The organism is Pontibacter sp. JAM-7 (genome assembly GCF_048548695.2).
GTDB lineage: Bacteria > Pseudomonadota > Gammaproteobacteria > Pseudomonadales > Balneatricaceae > Neptuniibacter.
In genome coordinates this window covers 70,202-86,615 of record NZ_JBLYIF020000005.1, presented here as the reverse complement: position 1 = coordinate 86,615, position 16,414 = coordinate 70,202, and the positions used below count along the sequence as shown (strand labels likewise).

General features: G+C 50.8%; 15 protein-coding genes. 2 read left to right on the top strand and 13 right to left on the bottom strand.

Annotated elements, in window-relative coordinates; all coding sequences use genetic code 11:
- Window positions 1-19 precede the first annotated feature (19 nt).
- From nqrE to ACFVYJ_RS08215, 6 genes are all read right to left on the bottom strand, one after another.
- The gene (gene nqrE / locus ACFVYJ_RS08240) at window positions 20-628 is read right to left on the bottom strand and encodes an NADH:ubiquinone reductase (Na(+)-transporting) subunit E (protein WP_419415156.1); all 609 of its coding nucleotides are present in this window, start codon (window positions 626-628) and stop codon (window positions 20-22) included.
- Window positions 628-1,287, bottom strand: coding sequence for an NADH:ubiquinone reductase (Na(+)-transporting) subunit D (locus tag ACFVYJ_RS08235; protein WP_419415157.1), 660 nt, complete (start codon window positions 1,285-1,287; stop codon window positions 628-630). The genes nqrE and ACFVYJ_RS08235 overlap by 1 nt, the downstream gene beginning before the upstream one ends.
- A 3-nt stretch (window positions 1,288-1,290) precedes the next feature.
- Window positions 1,291-2,076: a Na(+)-translocating NADH-quinone reductase subunit C gene (locus ACFVYJ_RS08230; protein ID WP_419415158.1), complete on the bottom strand. Its 786-nt coding sequence runs from the start codon at window positions 2,074-2,076 to the stop codon at window positions 1,291-1,293.
- The gene (locus ACFVYJ_RS08225; protein ID WP_419415159.1) at window positions 2,063-3,274 is read right to left on the bottom strand and encodes an NADH:ubiquinone reductase (Na(+)-transporting) subunit B; all 1,212 of its coding nucleotides are present in this window, start codon (window positions 3,272-3,274) and stop codon (window positions 2,063-2,065) included. Before ACFVYJ_RS08225 ends, ACFVYJ_RS08230 begins: the two co-directional genes overlap by 14 nt.
- A 2-nt stretch (window positions 3,275-3,276) precedes the next feature.
- Window positions 3,277-4,611, bottom strand: a complete 1,335-nt coding sequence (locus ACFVYJ_RS08220) for a Na(+)-translocating NADH-quinone reductase subunit A (RefSeq protein ID WP_419415160.1) — start codon at window positions 4,609-4,611, stop codon at window positions 3,277-3,279.
- A gap of 327 nt (window positions 4,612-4,938) precedes the next feature.
- Window positions 4,939-6,369, bottom strand: a complete 1,431-nt coding sequence (locus tag ACFVYJ_RS08215; protein WP_419415161.1) for a glyceraldehyde-3-phosphate dehydrogenase — start codon at window positions 6,367-6,369, stop codon at window positions 4,939-4,941.
- A 271-nt stretch (window positions 6,370-6,640) separates the two neighbouring features.
- On the opposite strand from ACFVYJ_RS08215, the gene mfd reads away from it, so the two are divergent.
- Window positions 6,641-10,084, top strand: a complete 3,444-nt coding sequence (gene mfd / locus ACFVYJ_RS08210) for a transcription-repair coupling factor (RefSeq protein WP_419415162.1) — start codon at window positions 6,641-6,643, stop codon at window positions 10,082-10,084.
- Window positions 10,084-10,752, top strand: a complete 669-nt coding sequence (locus ACFVYJ_RS08205; RefSeq protein ID WP_419415163.1) for a CsiV family protein — start codon at window positions 10,084-10,086, stop codon at window positions 10,750-10,752. Before mfd ends, ACFVYJ_RS08205 begins: the two co-directional genes overlap by 1 nt.
- A gap of 42 nt (window positions 10,753-10,794) precedes the next feature.
- Here the strand turns inward: ACFVYJ_RS08205 and ACFVYJ_RS08200 are convergent, their stop codons facing one another.
- The 7 genes from ACFVYJ_RS08200 to sohB all read right to left on the bottom strand — a co-directional run bounded on the left by ACFVYJ_RS08200 (window position 10,795) and on the right by sohB (window position 16,400).
- Window positions 10,795-11,673, bottom strand: a complete 879-nt coding sequence (locus tag ACFVYJ_RS08200) for an NHL repeat-containing protein (protein ID WP_419415164.1) — start codon at window positions 11,671-11,673, stop codon at window positions 10,795-10,797.
- Between the two features lie 10 nt (window positions 11,674-11,683).
- On the bottom strand, window positions 11,684-11,968 hold the full coding sequence (locus tag ACFVYJ_RS08195) for a hypothetical protein (RefSeq protein ID WP_419415165.1): 285 nt from the start codon (window positions 11,966-11,968) through the stop codon (window positions 11,684-11,686).
- A gap of 3 nt (window positions 11,969-11,971) precedes the next feature.
- Window positions 11,972-13,078 (bottom strand): mechanosensitive ion channel family protein, encoded by a 1,107-nt coding sequence (locus tag ACFVYJ_RS08190; protein WP_419415166.1) that lies wholly within the window; start codon window positions 13,076-13,078, stop codon window positions 11,972-11,974.
- Window positions 13,071-14,084, bottom strand: coding sequence for a beta-N-acetylhexosaminidase (gene nagZ, locus ACFVYJ_RS08185; protein ID WP_419415167.1), 1,014 nt, complete (start codon window positions 14,082-14,084; stop codon window positions 13,071-13,073). Before nagZ ends, ACFVYJ_RS08190 begins: the two co-directional genes overlap by 8 nt.
- Before the next feature lie 12 nt (window positions 14,085-14,096).
- Window positions 14,097-14,579: a L,D-transpeptidase family protein gene (locus tag ACFVYJ_RS08180; protein WP_419415168.1), complete on the bottom strand. Its 483-nt coding sequence runs from the start codon at window positions 14,577-14,579 to the stop codon at window positions 14,097-14,099.
- Window positions 14,579-15,235 carry a TetR/AcrR family transcriptional regulator gene (locus ACFVYJ_RS08175; protein WP_419415169.1) on the bottom strand — a complete coding sequence of 219 codons (657 nt, stop codon included), beginning with the start codon at window positions 15,233-15,235 and terminating at the stop codon, window positions 14,579-14,581. The genes ACFVYJ_RS08180 and ACFVYJ_RS08175 overlap by 1 nt, the downstream gene beginning before the upstream one ends.
- Window positions 15,236-15,329: 94 nt before the next feature.
- A complete protein-coding gene (gene sohB, locus ACFVYJ_RS08170; protein WP_419415170.1) occupies window positions 15,330-16,400 on the bottom strand; it encodes a protease SohB in 1,071 nt (356 codons plus the stop codon).
- Window positions 16,401-16,414: the final 14 nt, after the last annotated feature.

The following is a 16,414-nucleotide window of genomic DNA, read 5'->3' as shown; positions in this document are numbered from 1 at the left end:
GTTGACCATGTAGACAGCATTACAGCTGAACCCCGGAGAAAGACATGAAACCCAGTGACATCAGGCCTACTGTGATAAAGGTAATACCCAAACCACGCAGCCCTTCAGGGACGTCACTGTATTTCAGTTTTTCACGAATACCTGCCAGTGCAGCAATTGCCAGCGCCCAGCCAATACCCGCACCGACGCCATACACCACAGACTCACCAAAGGTATAGTCACGCTCAACCATGAACAGTGCAGCACCCATGATGGCACAGTTCACCGTGATCAATGGCAGGAAGACACCCAGCGCGTTATACAGCGCCGGAACAAACTTATCCAGGAACATCTCCAGGATCTGAACGATCGCGGCGATAACACCGATATAAGAGATGTAACCCAAAAAGCTGAGGTCAACTTCCGGATAACCCGCCCAAGCCAACGCGCCTTCACGCAGCAGGTGGTTATAGATCAGGTTATTCACCGGTGTCGTAATCGCCAGTACGACGATAACGGCAATACCCAGGCCAATCGCGGTCTGTACCTTCTTAGAGATCGCCAGGAAAGTACACATACCCAGGAAGAAGGCCAGCGCCATGTTCTCAACAAAAATCGCCTTAACGGCCAGGCTGATATATTGTTCCATTACACAGCCTCCTTATTGGTGTTTGGGGCCAGTTCAAATTCAGGTGCTTCCACCTGCTCTTTGTTAAAGCTACGTACCACCCAGATGAAGATGCCGATAATAAAGAAGGCACTTGGAGGCAACAGCAGTAGGCCATTGGCCTGATACCAGCCGCCATCATTGATCAGGGGTAACACTTCAACACCGAACAATTTGCCGGCGCCGAACAGTTCACGAATAAAGCCAACAAACAGCAGTACCACCCCGTAGCCCAAGCCATTACCGATACCATCCAGGAAGGAGATCCCCGGCGGGTTCTTCATAGCAAAGGCTTCAGCACGACCCATTACAATACAGTTGGTAATAATCAGGCCCACAAACACTGACAGCTGTTTAGATATCTCATAGGCATACGCCTTGAGAATCTGATCCACCACAATTACCAATGAAGCAATAATGGTCATCTGACAGATGATACGAACACTGCTGGGTATCTGGTTACGGATAATAGAAACGAACATATTGGAAAATGCCGTTACCGCAACCACCGCCATGGTCATTACCAATGCAGTATTAAGGTTTGTCGTTACCGCTAGAGCAGAACAAATACCCAGGATCTGCAAACCGATCGGGTTGTTCTTGAAAATAGGGGTAACCAGAACTTCTTTAGCTGCAGACATGGTTTACGCCTCCCCTGCTTTCAGGTTAGCCAGGAATGGAGCATAGCCGTTTTTACCCAACCAGAAATGCACCAGATTGGTCACACCATTGCTGGTTAGAGTTGCTCCGGACAGGCCATCTATCTGGAAAACTGCTTTAGGTGATGCTGGATCAACATTACCCTTGATCAGGCCCAGCGCCGGGTCCATAGAACCCTCTGGGTAGACTTTTTTACCCGGCCACATCGCTTTCCAGGCGGGGTTATCCACTTCACCGCCCAGACCCGGGGTCTCAGCATGCGAATAGAAGCCTAGGCCAATGACCGTGTTCAGGTCACCTTCCAGTGCCAGGAAGCCATAAAGAGTGGACCAGAGGCCATAACCATGCACGGGCAGGATAATTTTCTCCACATCACCCGCCGCACTTTCAATCAGGTATACCGGCATCACGTTTGCCTGATACTTGATAGAAGCGATATCCACATCTTTGCTCAGCACCTGCCCCAGCTCTTTGTCCTTAGCCGCTTTTTTCGCATCATAACGCTTAGGATCAGCCACCTCAGTAAATTTGCCTGATTCAAGATCAACAAATTTTTTGGTGATGGTGCTGTTAAACAGTTCCTGAATATCCTTGCCCTGATAATCAACACCGGCTGCGGCCAAGATATTGGTCTGACGGTCAAGGTTTTTATTCGCTACCTGCTTCGGTTTGAGGACAACCGCAGCGGTAGAAACGATCACCGAACAGACCACACAAAGCAGAACAGTAACGGTGATGGTTTTTCCGATAGTGTCATTATTCGCTGACATCGCGTTGCATCCTCCGTTTAATGTTGGCCTGAATAACAAAGTTGTCTATCAGCGGCGCGAACAGGTTAGCGAACAGAATCGCCAACATCATGCCTTCCGGGAAAGCTGGGTTCACAACACGTATCAAGACTACCATGATGCCGATAAGCGCACCGAAGTACCATTTACCGACATTGGTCATAGAGGCTGAAACCGGGTCTGTTGCCATAAAGAACATACCAAAGGCAAAACCACCCAATACCAGGTGCCAGTAAAATGGCAGCGCAAACATCGGATTCGTTTCAGAGCCCAACACGTTAAACAGTGTCGCGGTTGCCACCATGCCCAGAAATACACCCGCAACAATTCGCCATGCGGCAACTCTGGCGATCAGCAGGGCGAAACCACCGATGGCAATCGCCAAGGTAGACACTTCACCAACAGAACCCTGAATGCGACCGATGAAGGCATCAAACCAGGTAATATTCTGTGCCAGAATGGCATCAACACCACCGGCAGCCGCTAGGCCCAACGGCGTAGCGCCGGAGAAACCATCAACAGCCGTCCAGATCGCATCACCTGACATCTGTGCCGGATAAGCAAAGAACAGGAAAGCACGCCCAGTCAGCGCCGGGTTAAGGAAGTTTTTGCCAGTACCACCAAAGACTTCCTTACCAATCACCACGCCAAAACTGATACCCAGAGCCACCTGCCACAATGGGATAGATGGCGGCAGAATCAGCGCGAACAGGATGGAGGTGACGAAGAAACCTTCGTTCACTTCGTGGCCACGTTTCATGGCAAACACAACTTCCCAGAAACCGCCCACGACAAAGGTAACAATGTAGATCGGCAGCCAGTAAGCCGCGCCATGAATGATATTATCCCAGACGCTACCGGGGTCAAAGCTGGTGAAAATGGCAGCTATTGCACCCTGCCAGGTAGTGGGTTCGGTGATGCCCAACTGAGCCATCGCAGTATTTGCCTGCAGGCCGACGTTATACATACCGAAGAAGACAGCCGGGAAGGTACACATCCAGACCAGAATCATCATCCGTTTCAGGTCAACCGCATCGCGCACATGCGCCGCGGTTTTGGTTACCTGTCCCGGCGTATAGAAAATGGTATCAACTGCTTCATACAGGGCATACCAGTTTTCATACTTGCCGCCTTTATGAAAATGCGGCTCCATTTTGTCAAGAATTGTTCTGATACTCATGCTCAGGCCTCCTTCTCGATACGCGCCAGATTGTCACGCAGAATCGGGCCATATTCGTACTTGCCCGGGCAGGCAAAAGTAAACAGGGCCAGGTCTTCTTCGTCCAGCTCGAGGCAGCCAAGTTGCATCGCCTGTACGATATCACCGGTCACCAGCGCACGCAGCAACTGGGTTGGCAGGATATCCAGAGGCATCAGGTTTTCAAACTGTCCTACCGGCACCATGGCTCGCTCAGAACCATTAGTGGTAGTGGTGAAGTCAAACTTCTTAGAACGATTAAGGAAAGAGGCAAACACATTTAGCACAGAGAATTTATCAGTGCCCGGTTTGACCCAGCCCATAAATTCGCGCTTATCGCCTTCTTCCAGAATGCAGATCTGATTGGCATAACGCCCCAGATAACCCAAAGGACCACGTGATGCACGGCCGTTCCAGACGGAACCACTGATGACACGGTTATGGTTACCAACTTCAGTTCCTGCGAGCAATTCAGTCAGATTAGCACCGATACGGGTACGTAATAAACCCGGGTTAGCCGCTTTAGGTCCACCCACAGCAACAACGCGATCAGTCGGCAGACGACCTTCGGTAAACAGTTTGCCAAAGGCAATGACATCCTGATAACCGATAGTCCATACCGTTTTCTTCTGCGAGACGGGATCAAGGAAGTGAATGTGCGTACCCGCGTTACCCGCCGGGTGCAAGCCACCAAACTCTTCTACCGTAACACCATCAACAGAGGGCACATCTGCCCCTTCAGCCTTGCACAGGAAGACCTTGCTGCTCAGCTGCTTCAGAACCTGTAAACCGTTTTCGAAGGCTTCAGGTTGCTCTGCGATGATCACGGCAGGATCGGCAGCCAATGGGTTGGTATCGATCGCGGTGACAAAAATAGAATGCGCTTCACTACCCAGGGCAGGCACTTTACTGAAAGGACGGGTACGCAGTGCAGTCCACAAACCAGACTGAACCAAGTTTTCCTCTACCTGTTCACGACTCAGAGCCGACAGTTGTCCGGCATCATATTTCGCGAACTCAACAGCATCATCGCCTTCAAGCTGAATTACAACCGATTGCAGGACACGGCGGTCGCCACGGTTAATCGCGGTTACAACACCCGCTCCCGGCGCCGTATACTGAACACCCTCTGTTTTCTTATCGGTAAAAATTACTTGCCCGAGTTTTACCCGATCCCCTTCCTTGACGGCCATAGAGGGTTTCATCCCTACATAATCGAAGCCGACAATGGCAACTGTGCTTACAGCAGGACCATCAGCGATGGTTTGCTTGGGCACACCGGAAATCGGTAGATCCAGACCCTTCTTGATCCTGATCATACGCCTCACCAAATTGCAATAAACTCTTTCAGGGCAGCCAACTTAATGTAGTCCACTCACTGCCCTGTCCCCCCAGGCCAGTAAAATGGCTTTTTAATAGTTGGTAAATTGGAATACCCCACCAAAAAATCCGACAAAGTATACCCGAGCAAGGACCTTTTTTTCTACTGAACCAAAGGTGATAAAGGCATTTAGCAGGCAAAAAACCTACAAACCCATATAGAATTAATAGGAACTAGGTTATTTTAAATAATTATATTAAACCTTAGGCGAAAAAAAAGCCGCCCAAAGGCGACCTTTTTAATTTTTTATAACTGGGTCAGCAAGTTACACTGACTTTGGATATGCAGTCAGGGTGCTCTGAGTCATTTTCTGCACCATACGCACCACCTGACAGCTGTAACCGAATTCATTGTCATACCAAACATAGAGTACGCAACGCTTACCGTTAGCAATAGTCGCCAGCGCATCTACCACACCCGCCGCACGAGAGCCGACAAAATCAGTTGATACTGCTTCAGGAGAATTGCTGTAATCAATCTGCTTCTGCATCGGTCCAAACAAGGCCGCATCGCGCAGGTAGCCATTCAGCTCATCCTTGTCAGTCTCTTTTTCCAGATTCAGGTTCAGGATTGCCATAGACACGTTTGGTGTGGGTACACGAATCGCATTGCCCGTCAGCTTGCCTTCCATTGCTGGCAGCGCCTTCGACACCGCTTTCGCCGCACCGGTCTCGGTAATAACCATGTTCAGACCCGCCGCACGACCACGACGATCACCCTTATGATAGTTATCGATCAGGTTCTGATCGTTGGTATACGCATGAACAGTCTCAACATGGCCATTTTCAATACCAAACTGGTCATAAACTGCTTTGAGTACTGGAGAGATAGCGTTGGTAGTACAGGATGCCGCAGACAGGATAGTGTCATCCACCGCGATATCCGCATCATTAACACCCATTACAATGTTTTTAACGCCTTTACCCGGTGCAGTCAGGACTACGCGGCTAACACCCTTGGATTTCAGATGCAGTGACAAGCCTGCTTCATCGCGCCACTTACCCGTATTGTCGATTACAACCGCATCATTAATACCGTAAGCCGTGTAATCAACCGTATCCGGAGCATCAGCAAAAATCACCTGAATCACATTGCCGTTGGCAGTGATGGTGTTGTTTTCTTCATCAATGGTGATAGTGCCTTTGAAAGAACCATGAACTGAATCACGACGCAGCAGGCTGGCACGTTTTTCCAAATCTTTAGCCGCACTGCCTTTACGTACCACGATAGCCTTCAGGCGCAGCGACTTGCCGCCGCCGGTTTTTTCAATCATCAATCGAGCCAGCAAGCGGCCAATCCGACCGAAGCCGTACAGGACCACGTCAGTACCGCTTGCGGTTTCAGCACCAATGGCATCTGCCATTTCTGCCTTCAGGAAGGTTTCCAGATCAGCGGCACCCGCTTTAGCAAACTTAGCCGCCAGTTTACCAATATCCACATGCGCATTACGCACATCAAGTTTATCTACCGCCTGCAGCACGGGCAGAGTATCAACAACAGACAGTTCATTGCCTTCAACCTGACGCACATAACGGTGGGCTTTCAGGATGTCGATCACAGAACGTTTATTCAGTACACGGCCGTATACAGAAGTCTCAACGTTCTTTGCACGATTCAGGGATCCGATCAGCGGCACCATGGCTTCTGCCAGTGCTTCGCGTTCTTTCCAGTCTGTGAAAACTTGATCTTGGTTCACAAGCAACTCCGAGTCATAAAGTAGTTTCAACTCCGGGAAACAAGACAGGTCAGGTGATGCCAAGGCGCCGCCCGGGTTGCAACTTAACTGCCGTAGCCGAAATGCTGCAGGTTTTGTCCCCAGGTTCTGAAAAAAATTTGGGCGCATTATGCTCTTTTCCATGCTTTTGAGCAAATGCAGAAAAGTCATAATAAAGCGCTATAGAAAACTGCGTTTTCAGGCTGGCTTGGTTACACTATGCCGCTGATTTACCGGGTCTGGAGTTAAGAGCTTGTTTCAACTGGATTATTCACTGCCAAGCGGCACCGCAGATCGCAAATACCTCGGACAGGTTACTGGCGCCTCTCGAGGCCTCGCCATCAGCGAAGCGGCTTTGCGGCATAACAGCACCACTTTGGTTATCTGCAACGACAGCAGTGAAGCGCAACGCTTGCTGGATGAAATTCGCTTTTTCAGTGGCAACCAAATAGAGCTGCTGGCGTTCCCTGATTGGGAAACACTGCCCTACGACACCTTCTCACCACATCAGGATATTATCTCCCAGCGCATTGCCACCCTGGCACGCCTGCCCAGTCTCAAACGTGGCATCCTGGTGGTTCCTGTCAGTACCCTCATGCACCGGACTGCACCTGATGAGTTTATTGCCGGGCATTGCTTCAGTTTAAAAGCCGGCGGCCAGATTGACCCGCAACTGTTACGCAAGCAACTGAGTGATGCCGGTTACCACAGCGTAGATACGGTGCTGGAACATGGCGAATATGCAGTACGGGGCTCGATTATTGACCTGTTTCCCAGCGGCTGCAGCCACCCATTTCGTATTGAACTGTTTGATGATGAAATCGAAACCCTGCGCACCTTTGACCCGGAGACCCAGCGTTCACTGGAACAGATCGACGCGATCGAGTTATTACCCGCCAAAGAGTTTCCGTTAGACAACAAAGCTATCCGTGACTTCAAAAGCCGCTGGCGGGAACAGTTTGATGTCGATTATCGTCAATGCCCAATCTACAACGATATCAATGATGGCCTGGCCTCACCCGGCATAGAATACTACCTGCCCCTGTTCTTTGATGAGCTTACCACCCTGTTTAGCGCGCTCCCAGCTGACACTCAGCTAATCACCGATCATGATCTTGAAGCGGCCGCGCAACACTTTATGCAAGAGGTCGAGAGCCGTTATGAACAACGCCGCTTCGATGTTCGACACCCACTGCTACCACCCAGCAAACTATTTATGGGTGTTGATGAACTGTTCCAGAAAATCAAGCAACATCCCAGATTACAGCTACACCCGGAGACGCTGACAAGCAAAGCCGGCAGGGAGAACCTCCCCTGCCTGGTTCCGACTGACCTGACCGTTGACGCCAAGAAAAAACAACCTTTGGCAGCACTGCAAACCTTTCTCGCCGCACGGGATGGTCGGGTACTTTTCTGTGCTGAGTCTTCCGGAAGACGCGAAGCGTTATTGGAGCTGCTGGGTCGGCATCAGATCCATCCTACACCGGTTACTGACTGGCAGGGGTTCTTAGCGCAGGATACCGCACTGGCTATCACAGAGTTCCCGCTGGAACGAGGGCTATCTCTGCCAGGGCAATTCTACCTGGTCACAGAAACCCAGCTATTTGGCCATCAGGTCTTCCAGCGCCGCCGCCGCAGTCGTGAACAGGAGCAGAATGACCAAGTTATTCGCAACCTTTCCGAACTTAACGAAGGCGCGCCGGTAGTCCACCTTGAACATGGTGTCGGCCGTTACCTTGGCCTGCAAACCATTGATCTGGATGGTGAAACCAATGAGTTCCTCACCCTATCCTATGCTGACGGTGCCAAATTATACGTGCCAGTCGCTTCACTGCACCTGATCAGTCGTTATAGCGGCAGCAGCCCGGATACTGCACCATTGCACCGTCTCGGCACCGAGCAGTGGACAAAAGCCCGACAGAAAGCGGCGGAAAAAGCCCGTGATGCGGCAGCTGAGTTACTCGATATCTACGCCCGTCGTGCAGCGCGCCAAGGCTTCAGCTTCAGCTCCCCTGACGAAGACTATTCACAGTTTGCTGCCTCGTTTCCGTTTGAGGAGACGCCTGATCAGGCCGCAGCCATCGGCAACGTGATTCGTGACATGACTGCACAGCAGCCGATGGATCGTCTGGTCTGTGGTGATGTCGGATTCGGTAAGACAGAGGTAGCCATGCGGGCGGCATTTGTCGCGGTACAAAGCGGCAAGCAAGTAGCCATTCTGGTCCCCACAACCCTATTGGCGCAACAGCACTACCAAAATTTTCAGGACCGCTTTGCCGACTGGCCGGTAACGGTCGAACTTATCTCACGTTTCCGTAGCGGCAAACAGCAGGAACAGATAATTTCGCGCCTTGAGTCCGGCCAGGTGGATATTATTGTCGGCACACACAAGCTATTGCAGGGCGACATCCAGTTTAAAAACCTTGGTTTGGTGATTATCGACGAAGAGCACCGGTTCGGGGTTCAGCAAAAAGAACGCTTAAAATCACTGCGGGCTGAGGTGGATATACTGACTCTAACCGCTACGCCGATTCCCCGAACACTGAATATGGCCATGTCAGGTATTCGCGACCTGTCCATCATCGCCACTCCACCTGCCCGACGTTTATCGGTAAAAACCTTTATACGCCAGCACGACCCCAGCCTGCTGAAAGAAGCCATTTTGCGTGAGCTGTTAAGGGGCGGCCAGGTCTATTACCTGCATAACGAAGTAAAAAGCATTGAACAATCGGCAGCAGAGCTGCGTGAGCTGGTACCTGAAGCCCGTATTGGCATCGGGCATGGCCAGATGCGTGAGCGAGAGCTGGAACAGGTGATGTCCGATTTCTATCACAAACGGTTCAATCTATTGCTTTGCACCACCATCATTGAAACCGGTATCGATGTCCCTAATGCCAACACCATTATTATCGACCGCGCCGATAAGTTTGGCCTGGCCCAACTGCATCAGCTACGCGGCCGGGTGGGACGCTCACATCACCAGGCATATGCATACCTGCTAACACCCGATAGTCGTAACATGAGCAAAGATGCCCAAAAGCGACTTGAAGCGATTGAAGCCAGCCATGATCTGGGCGCAGGCTTCACCCTGGCGACCCATGATATGGAGATCAGAGGCGCTGGTGAATTACTTGGCGAAGAACAGAGCGGCCAGATTCAAACCGTCGGTTTCAGCCTGTTTATGGAGATGCTGGAACAGGCAATTGAAGCGATCAAACAGGGCAAAACGCCAAATATTGATAAACCGCTACATCAGGGCAGCGAAGTTAACCTGAGGGTATCAGCGCTGATTCCTGAGGATTACCTACCCGATGTCCATGCCCGGTTAATTATGTACAAACGGATTGCCAGCGCAGCATCCGATAAAGCCTTAAAAGAACTGCAAATCGAGATGATCGACCGCTTTGGCCTGCTGCCTGAACCACTGAAACACCTATTCCGTATTACCGAATTAAAGCTGTGCGCAGAGAAACTCGGCGTGCGTAAGCTGGATGCCGGCACAGAAGCTGGCAGAGTGGAATTTGACAGCGAAACCCAGGTGGACCCACTGACATTAGTGAAAATGGTTCAAAATCAGCCGCAAATCTATAAACTGGATGGCGCGGACAAACTGCGTTTTAACCAGCAGATGGACACTGCGGAGCAACGCTTCCAGGCGGTGGAACATCTGCTGTCCCGACTGGCAGGACACCCTTGATGACAAAAATATACACACTACTGATCACTGTTCTCGCTCTGTCTGCCTCCCTGGCACACAGCCAGGAGCTGGATAACTGGTACAGTATCGAGATTATCATTTTCAGCAATGAGGAGAGTGCAGCAGTGCAGGCCGAAACCTGGCCACTGCTACCCGAGCCGGCACAACGGGATGCAGTAAACCTGCAGCCTGCAGCAGTGGATGCCACACCCTACAGTTTAATGGCGGCAGAGAAGCTGACCCTAACGACTGCCAAAGCCCAACTGCAGCGCAGCGGCCAGTACCGCACCCTGTTGCATACCGGTTGGATTCAGCCGGTGCAGCGCACTCAGAATCCGACACCGGTGCGGATCGTGGCGGGGAATATTCTCGACAATGGCCGCTATGAACTGGAAGGTTACCTCGGCATCGGGCGCGGCCAATACCTGCACGTTCGTCCTGATCTCTATCTGAATCGCATATTGAGCCCAGCTCAGGCTAACGCCTTGGAGCAAGCGCGCAGTGCTGAGCCTGTTGCCTCAGCAGCCGAACTCAACACCCTGCCCTTCAGCCTGCAGGAGGTACTGACCGTGCATATGGACCAACCCAGGCGGATGCGCTCAGGTGAAGTGCATTATATTGACCACCCGCTGTTTGGCATGGTGGTCAGTATTAACCCACTACAATAAAAAAACACCGGCAAAGCCGGTGTTTTTTTCACTGCCTCGCTCCTACTCCAGCGGGATCAATAACAGCTTATCCTGTTTAAACAAGGGCACTAACAAGCGATTACGTTTGCTATCAATATCGATATCTGCAGGCGCATCTACATCCGTGATGACAACTTTACTCTGGCCCCCGGAGAACTCATAAATTGCCGAAGCACCCCAACTGGTGATCAGTAACCGCTGGTCACCCAGCCCCACCATGCCATCCAGCCCTTTTGCCAGATCTACCGGCTCAGCGAGTGGTTTCCCAGTTAAATCATATTTAAATACCTGGCCGCCACCGAAGGTCACCAGGGTAATTCCGGCATCATCAGCCCAGATGCCGTTTGGACCACCAATGTTCGGCAAGGACATTAACTTACGGTAGGTTCGATCAGACCAAACCTGATACACCGCATCATTACCCGCAGGAGAAAAATCCGCCTTCACACCAGTATCTGTCACCAGCACAGAACCATCCGGCAGGGGCGTGATGCCATTCAGGAATGAGCTACCACTGATATTCACAGAGCCCAGAGAACCGCCCTCTGGTAGCTGAAAAATATGCACCTGATCAAGATCGGTCACAAACAGGCGCTTACCAATAATAGTCATGCCTTTTGGTGCATTAAGGATAACCCCATCGTTCTCACCGTCGATCCACTTCAGGTCAAGCACCGTACCATCAGGACTGAGCCTGGAAATGAAACCATTGCGGTCCTTTTCTGCCGGGTGACCATTGATATTACTCACCAGAATCACATCTTCTGCAGCGTAATACTCTGCAGATTCCGGTGTAGCAAAGCCCACGTTTTTCACTTCAATGGTTGTATCAGCCAACACCGCAGTGTGAACCACACCACATGCTAGCGTCAGTGCAGAGAGTTTCATTGCATGTTTCATTGTCAGTTCCTTAAGACATAGCGTCATCCGATTTTAAATCCAACGCAGCCAGTCCGGTTACATCAGGCCTGGCACAAGGCTGCGCACCAGCAACACGAGCAAAGGCTTCTGCCTCTGGAGGAAAATAAACCTTCAGCTGACAGTGCAGTTGTCCATCCGATTCATGCCGCTGCCACAGAGCAACACCCTCCGTCGCCCTGTCACGGCAAAATACGGCGTAACCTGCCTGTAGCTGCTGCATAGCCTCATCAGCCAACCAGGCATCTCCCAGATTCAGGCAACACCAGTGTGGCATAGCTTAGGCTGGTGCCTCGGTAGGTTCTGGCATACTGGCCAAATGCAGTGTAGTGGTCGGGAAAGCAATTTCCGCGTTATGCTGCTCAATGATCGCCATTACCTTGACCATCACATCCTGCTTGATCGCATGAAAGGTCGCCCAGTCAGTGGTTTTGGTAAAAGTATAGATAAAGAAATCCAGCGAAGAAGGACCAAACCGATCTAAATTGACCATCAGTATCAGGTTATGGTCAATAGCCTCATGCTCCGCCAACATCGCTTTCACAGCGTCCACAATACCTAGCACCTGGTCCGCATCATCGTATCGCACACCGACATATTCGTAGATACGTCGATTGGTCATGCGCGACGGATTTTCCACTGAGATGCTGTTAAACGTGGAGTTAGGCACATAGAGCGGACGTTTATCAAAGGTACGAATCCGGGTCTGGCGCCAGCCAATCTCCTCGACCACCCCTTCGATATTTTTATCCGGCGAGCGAATCCAATCACCGACTTTGAATGGCCGGTCCAGATAGATCATCATGCCGCCGAAGAAATTGGCCAACAGGTCCTTGGCAGCAAAACCCACCGCAATCCCGCCGATACCACCAAATGCCAAAATTCCAGAAATGCTGTAGCCGTAGCTCTGCATGACAATCAGCAACAGGATGATACCGATAATAATCCTGAACACCCGGCCCAGCGCGCTGACCGTAGTAGGATCCATTGGTTTGCTGACCATACCCGGCTCAACCAGGACCTCTTCCATGCGCCGTAAAAACCGCAAACACGCCCAGGCACCAATGATAATAAAGCTCAGTTTTGGTAGTGGGTTATCATCAGCCAGCACTTCAATGTCAAAATGCTGCTGCAAAATCTGCAGCAGGGCAAACCCGGCCAACAACCAGATATATCCCAGTAAAGGCGCATTAATGGCATGCAGAACCAGATCGTCCCACAGCATACGGGTTTTAGTGGTTTGTTTAATTAACCGACTAAACACCGCGCGCAACACCACATCCAGCACCACTGCGAGTCCAGACACCAGCACACAGAGTATTAACCAGGAAGACTCGGCCTGCTCAGGCAACAGTTTTGCCAGCCAGATTTGCAATAACTCAACCACTGCTTGCCTCCAGTAAACGGTCGGCAAGCAAACGCGCCTGCCCTAACCTATCAACATCAATCGTCCAGTCCCGACCTCGCAAACCTGCCACAGCAATCCCCGGCCGCGCACCCAGATTTCTCAGGTACTCCATCACTTCAAGTGATCCCTGACGGTCATTACAGCACAGCAGTACCTGACAACCCGCATCGACAGCCAGGGCAGACCGTGCCTGGTAATCACCCGCACAATGGGCAGCTTTCATACTCAGGTCATCACTGAAAATAACGCCATGGAAATCCAATTGCCGTCGCAGAATTTTATTCAGCCAGAATTGGGAGTAACCGGCTGGCTGGTCATCACAGGATGGGTAAAGTACATGCGCCAGCATCATCGCTTCCAGCCCATTTTCAATGGCACTTTTAAACGGCGCGATATCCTTATGTAGCAGAGTCTCCAGGTCACGTTCATCTATCGCATCGGCCAGGTGAGTATCGGCACTCACCCAACCATGGCCGGGAAAATGCTTACCTGTGGCGACCATCCCTGCATCAGCCATACCACGGATATAGGCACCGGATAAGGCTGTCACTGAAGCGACATCGTCCCCAAACGCGCGATCGGCAATGATCTCGTTGTGACCATAATCAATATCCAGCACTGGGGCAAAACTGATATCCACATCCAATTGCCGCAATTCAGCAGCCATGAGATAGCCAAGCTGTGAAGCCTCAGCTAAGGCAACATCCGGTGACCGCCGAAAGCCTGGCAGCAGAGTTTGTACTGCGGGTAGACGGGTAACCCCTTGCCTCAGGCGCTGCACTCGCCCCCCTTCCTGGTCAATACTGATCACCAGTTGCGGATTACAGGCACGAATCTGGGCTGTGAGTTGACTCACTTGCTCAGCATTTTCGGTATTACGGGCAAAAAGGATTACACCACTGATTTCAGGCTGAACCAGCAGTTGCTCTTCCTCGACCGTCAGGCTGGTGCCTTCCAGGTCGAGAAACAACGATGCATCAGGCATAGGAGAGTTCCGTTATTCTTGAATGTCCACCGCAGTTCCGACCGCGACCCTGTCAAAGAGTTCGAGGATAGCCTGATTGCGCATGCGAATACAGCCGTGGGATAAGGGTTTACCCATAGGCTCGGAGTCCGGCGTACCATGTATATAGATATATCGGCGCATACTGTCGACACTGCCCAAACGGTTAAAACCCGTTTCAGTGCCACATAACCAGAGAATACGGGTCAAAATCCAGTCCCGCTGAGGATGCATCAATGCCAATTCAGAAGAGTAAATTTCGCCGGTTGGCCGACGGCCGACAAAGACACTGTTGATGGGTTGAGCATCACCAATTTTGGCGCGGATATAATGCCCACCACGCGGCGTACAGCCGCTACTTTCTCGCTCCCCGGCTCCATTTAACGCAGTAGAAACCGGGTAGACCGCTAACTCATGGGAATCTTCCAGCAGCCGCAGCGTTTGCTGGCTGATTGAAACTTCAATTCGTTGTGTCATCAGATCCGGCAAAAATAACTTTTGTCCGCTCTCGCCTGCAGCCCCGCGGCCAGCACCGGAATCATGCGATGCATGATTTTTTCAACCTCAGCATCACTATGATATTCAGTCTTCTCAATGGCGCTCAGGGTGTGGAAATTGGACAGGGTAAAAGTAATGGAGCCAAGCAGGAAATGTAAACGCCAGAAAAACTCATCATCCTCCATTGGCGCTGCGCTGTCGTGCAACAGTTTAAAATAGGGCTGCAACTTGCTTTGATAGCGTTGCAACAGAAAACCTCTTAGCTCCTCCTGACTTTTCATATAAGCCAATTCCAGCAGGCGCATAAACACCGACAGAGCATGTAAATTTTCGTGATGCACGGATAACAGTGCACGCATCAGGATCTCCAGTAGATCCTCCAGCGCGATATCTTCAGAAGAGTGGACCTGAAAATCATTCAGCATTCGCTCTAGCGAATTACATAAAGGCGTCAGAAACTTCTCAGCTACCGCCTGTATCAGCCCCTTTTTGGAGCCAAAGTGATAGTTGATAGACGCCAGATTAACACCCGCACGATGAGTAATCTGCCGCACAGTCGTTTCATTGAAACCCTGCTCTGCAAACAGGGTTTCTGCTGCTTCCACAATACTGGAAGGTGTCCCTTTATACGCCATACTGATCCCAGTCAATGTTTAAAACCTGGGCCCAATCAAGCCAAAAATCACTAAAAATTACAAGCAATTTTAACTAAATCTTAACTAACTGGACTCATCTAAACCAATTTCGGGTTTCACTCAGTCGGGTTAAAGCACGCCAGAACACCTTTTCAAAGGCATTTACACTGAATTCTGACAACCGATCCTGAAGTGATTTTTTCTGTTCATAATGAACAATATAGATATCAGCATCATCTGCCGCCAACATCAGGTACTCATCGGAGGTCATAAGTTCATCAACCAGCTGCTTATCCAGCGCCTGACTGCCGAACCAAATTTCGCCGGTAGCAACCTGTTGCATATCAACCTGAGGACGGTGCTTGGCGACAAATGTTTTAAACAACTCGTGAGTTTCTTCCAGTTCTTCAATGAATTTCGTTCGCCCCTTGTCCGTGTTTTCGCCAAACACCGTCAGAGTACGTTTATACTCACCCGCAGTCAGTACCTCATAGTCGATGTCATGCTTACGCAGCAGGCGATGAAAGTTAGGTAATTGCGCAATCACCCCGATGGAACCGATGATGGCAAAGGGTGCAGTCAGAATACGATTGGCAAGACAGGCCATCATATAACCGCCACTGGCCGCTACGCGATCAACACAGATTGTCAGTGGAATCTGTTTGCGGCGAATACGTTCCAGCTGCGAGGCCGCAAGACCGTACTCATGTACCATCCCGCCGGGACTCTCCAGACGCAACATTACCTCGTCCTTACCTTCCGCCAGCATTAATACAGCAGAAATCTCTTCCCGAAGGTTCTCTACCTCAGACGCTTTCACGTCCCCGTCGAAATCGAGCACAAAGATCCGTTTGCGCCGCTCTTCCTCAGTTGCGGTTTTATCCGTTCCTCGTTTTTTTGCCTGCTTAGCTTCAGCTTTCTCTTTTTTACGTTCCGCTTTATGCAAAGCTTTTAGTTCTGCCTTATCGAGGATGGCGCTTTCCAGAGCAGACTTCATCTCCTGCAGTTCTTCATTCAGGTGTGTGACTTCAATATCACCGTGATGCCCCTCCCGTCGGGAACGCAGGGCAACCGCAGTCATACCGATGACAACAATCAGGATTGCGACCACCACAGTGACCGACTTGGCCAAAAACAATCCATATTCAGAGAAAAAATCAGCCACCGGAAAACTCCCTA

Excerpts from the sequence above, each read along its gene's own strand:
- nqrE (WP_419415156.1), bottom strand. The coding sequence starts at position 628 with ATGGAACAATATATCAGCCTGGCCGTTAAGGCGATTTTTGTTGAGAAC.
- ACFVYJ_RS08235 (WP_419415157.1), bottom strand. The coding sequence starts at position 1,287 with ATGTCTGCAGCTAAAGAAGTTCTGGTTACCCCTATTTTCAAGAACAAC.
- ACFVYJ_RS08230 (WP_419415158.1), bottom strand. The coding sequence starts at position 2,076 with ATGTCAGCGAATAATGACACTATCGGAAAAACCATCACCGTTACTGTT.
- ACFVYJ_RS08225 (WP_419415159.1), bottom strand. The coding sequence starts at position 3,274 with ATGAGTATCAGAACAATTCTTGACAAAATGGAGCCGCATTTTCATAAA.
- ACFVYJ_RS08220 (WP_419415160.1), bottom strand. The coding sequence starts at position 4,611 with ATGATCAGGATCAAGAAGGGTCTGGATCTACCGATTTCCGGTGTGCCC.
- ACFVYJ_RS08205 (WP_419415163.1), top strand. The coding sequence starts at position 10,084 with ATGACAAAAATATACACACTACTGATCACTGTTCTCGCTCTGTCTGCC.
- ACFVYJ_RS08200 (WP_419415164.1), bottom strand. The coding sequence starts at position 11,673 with ATGAAACATGCAATGAAACTCTCTGCACTGACGCTAGCATGTGGTGTG.
- ACFVYJ_RS08195 (WP_419415165.1), bottom strand. The coding sequence starts at position 11,968 with ATGCCACACTGGTGTTGCCTGAATCTGGGAGATGCCTGGTTGGCTGAT.
- nagZ (WP_419415167.1), bottom strand. The coding sequence starts at position 14,084 with ATGCCTGATGCATCGTTGTTTCTCGACCTGGAAGGCACCAGCCTGACG.
- ACFVYJ_RS08180 (WP_419415168.1), bottom strand. The coding sequence starts at position 14,579 with ATGACACAACGAATTGAAGTTTCAATCAGCCAGCAAACGCTGCGGCTG.
- ACFVYJ_RS08175 (WP_419415169.1), bottom strand. The coding sequence starts at position 15,235 with ATGGCGTATAAAGGGACACCTTCCAGTATTGTGGAAGCAGCAGAAACC.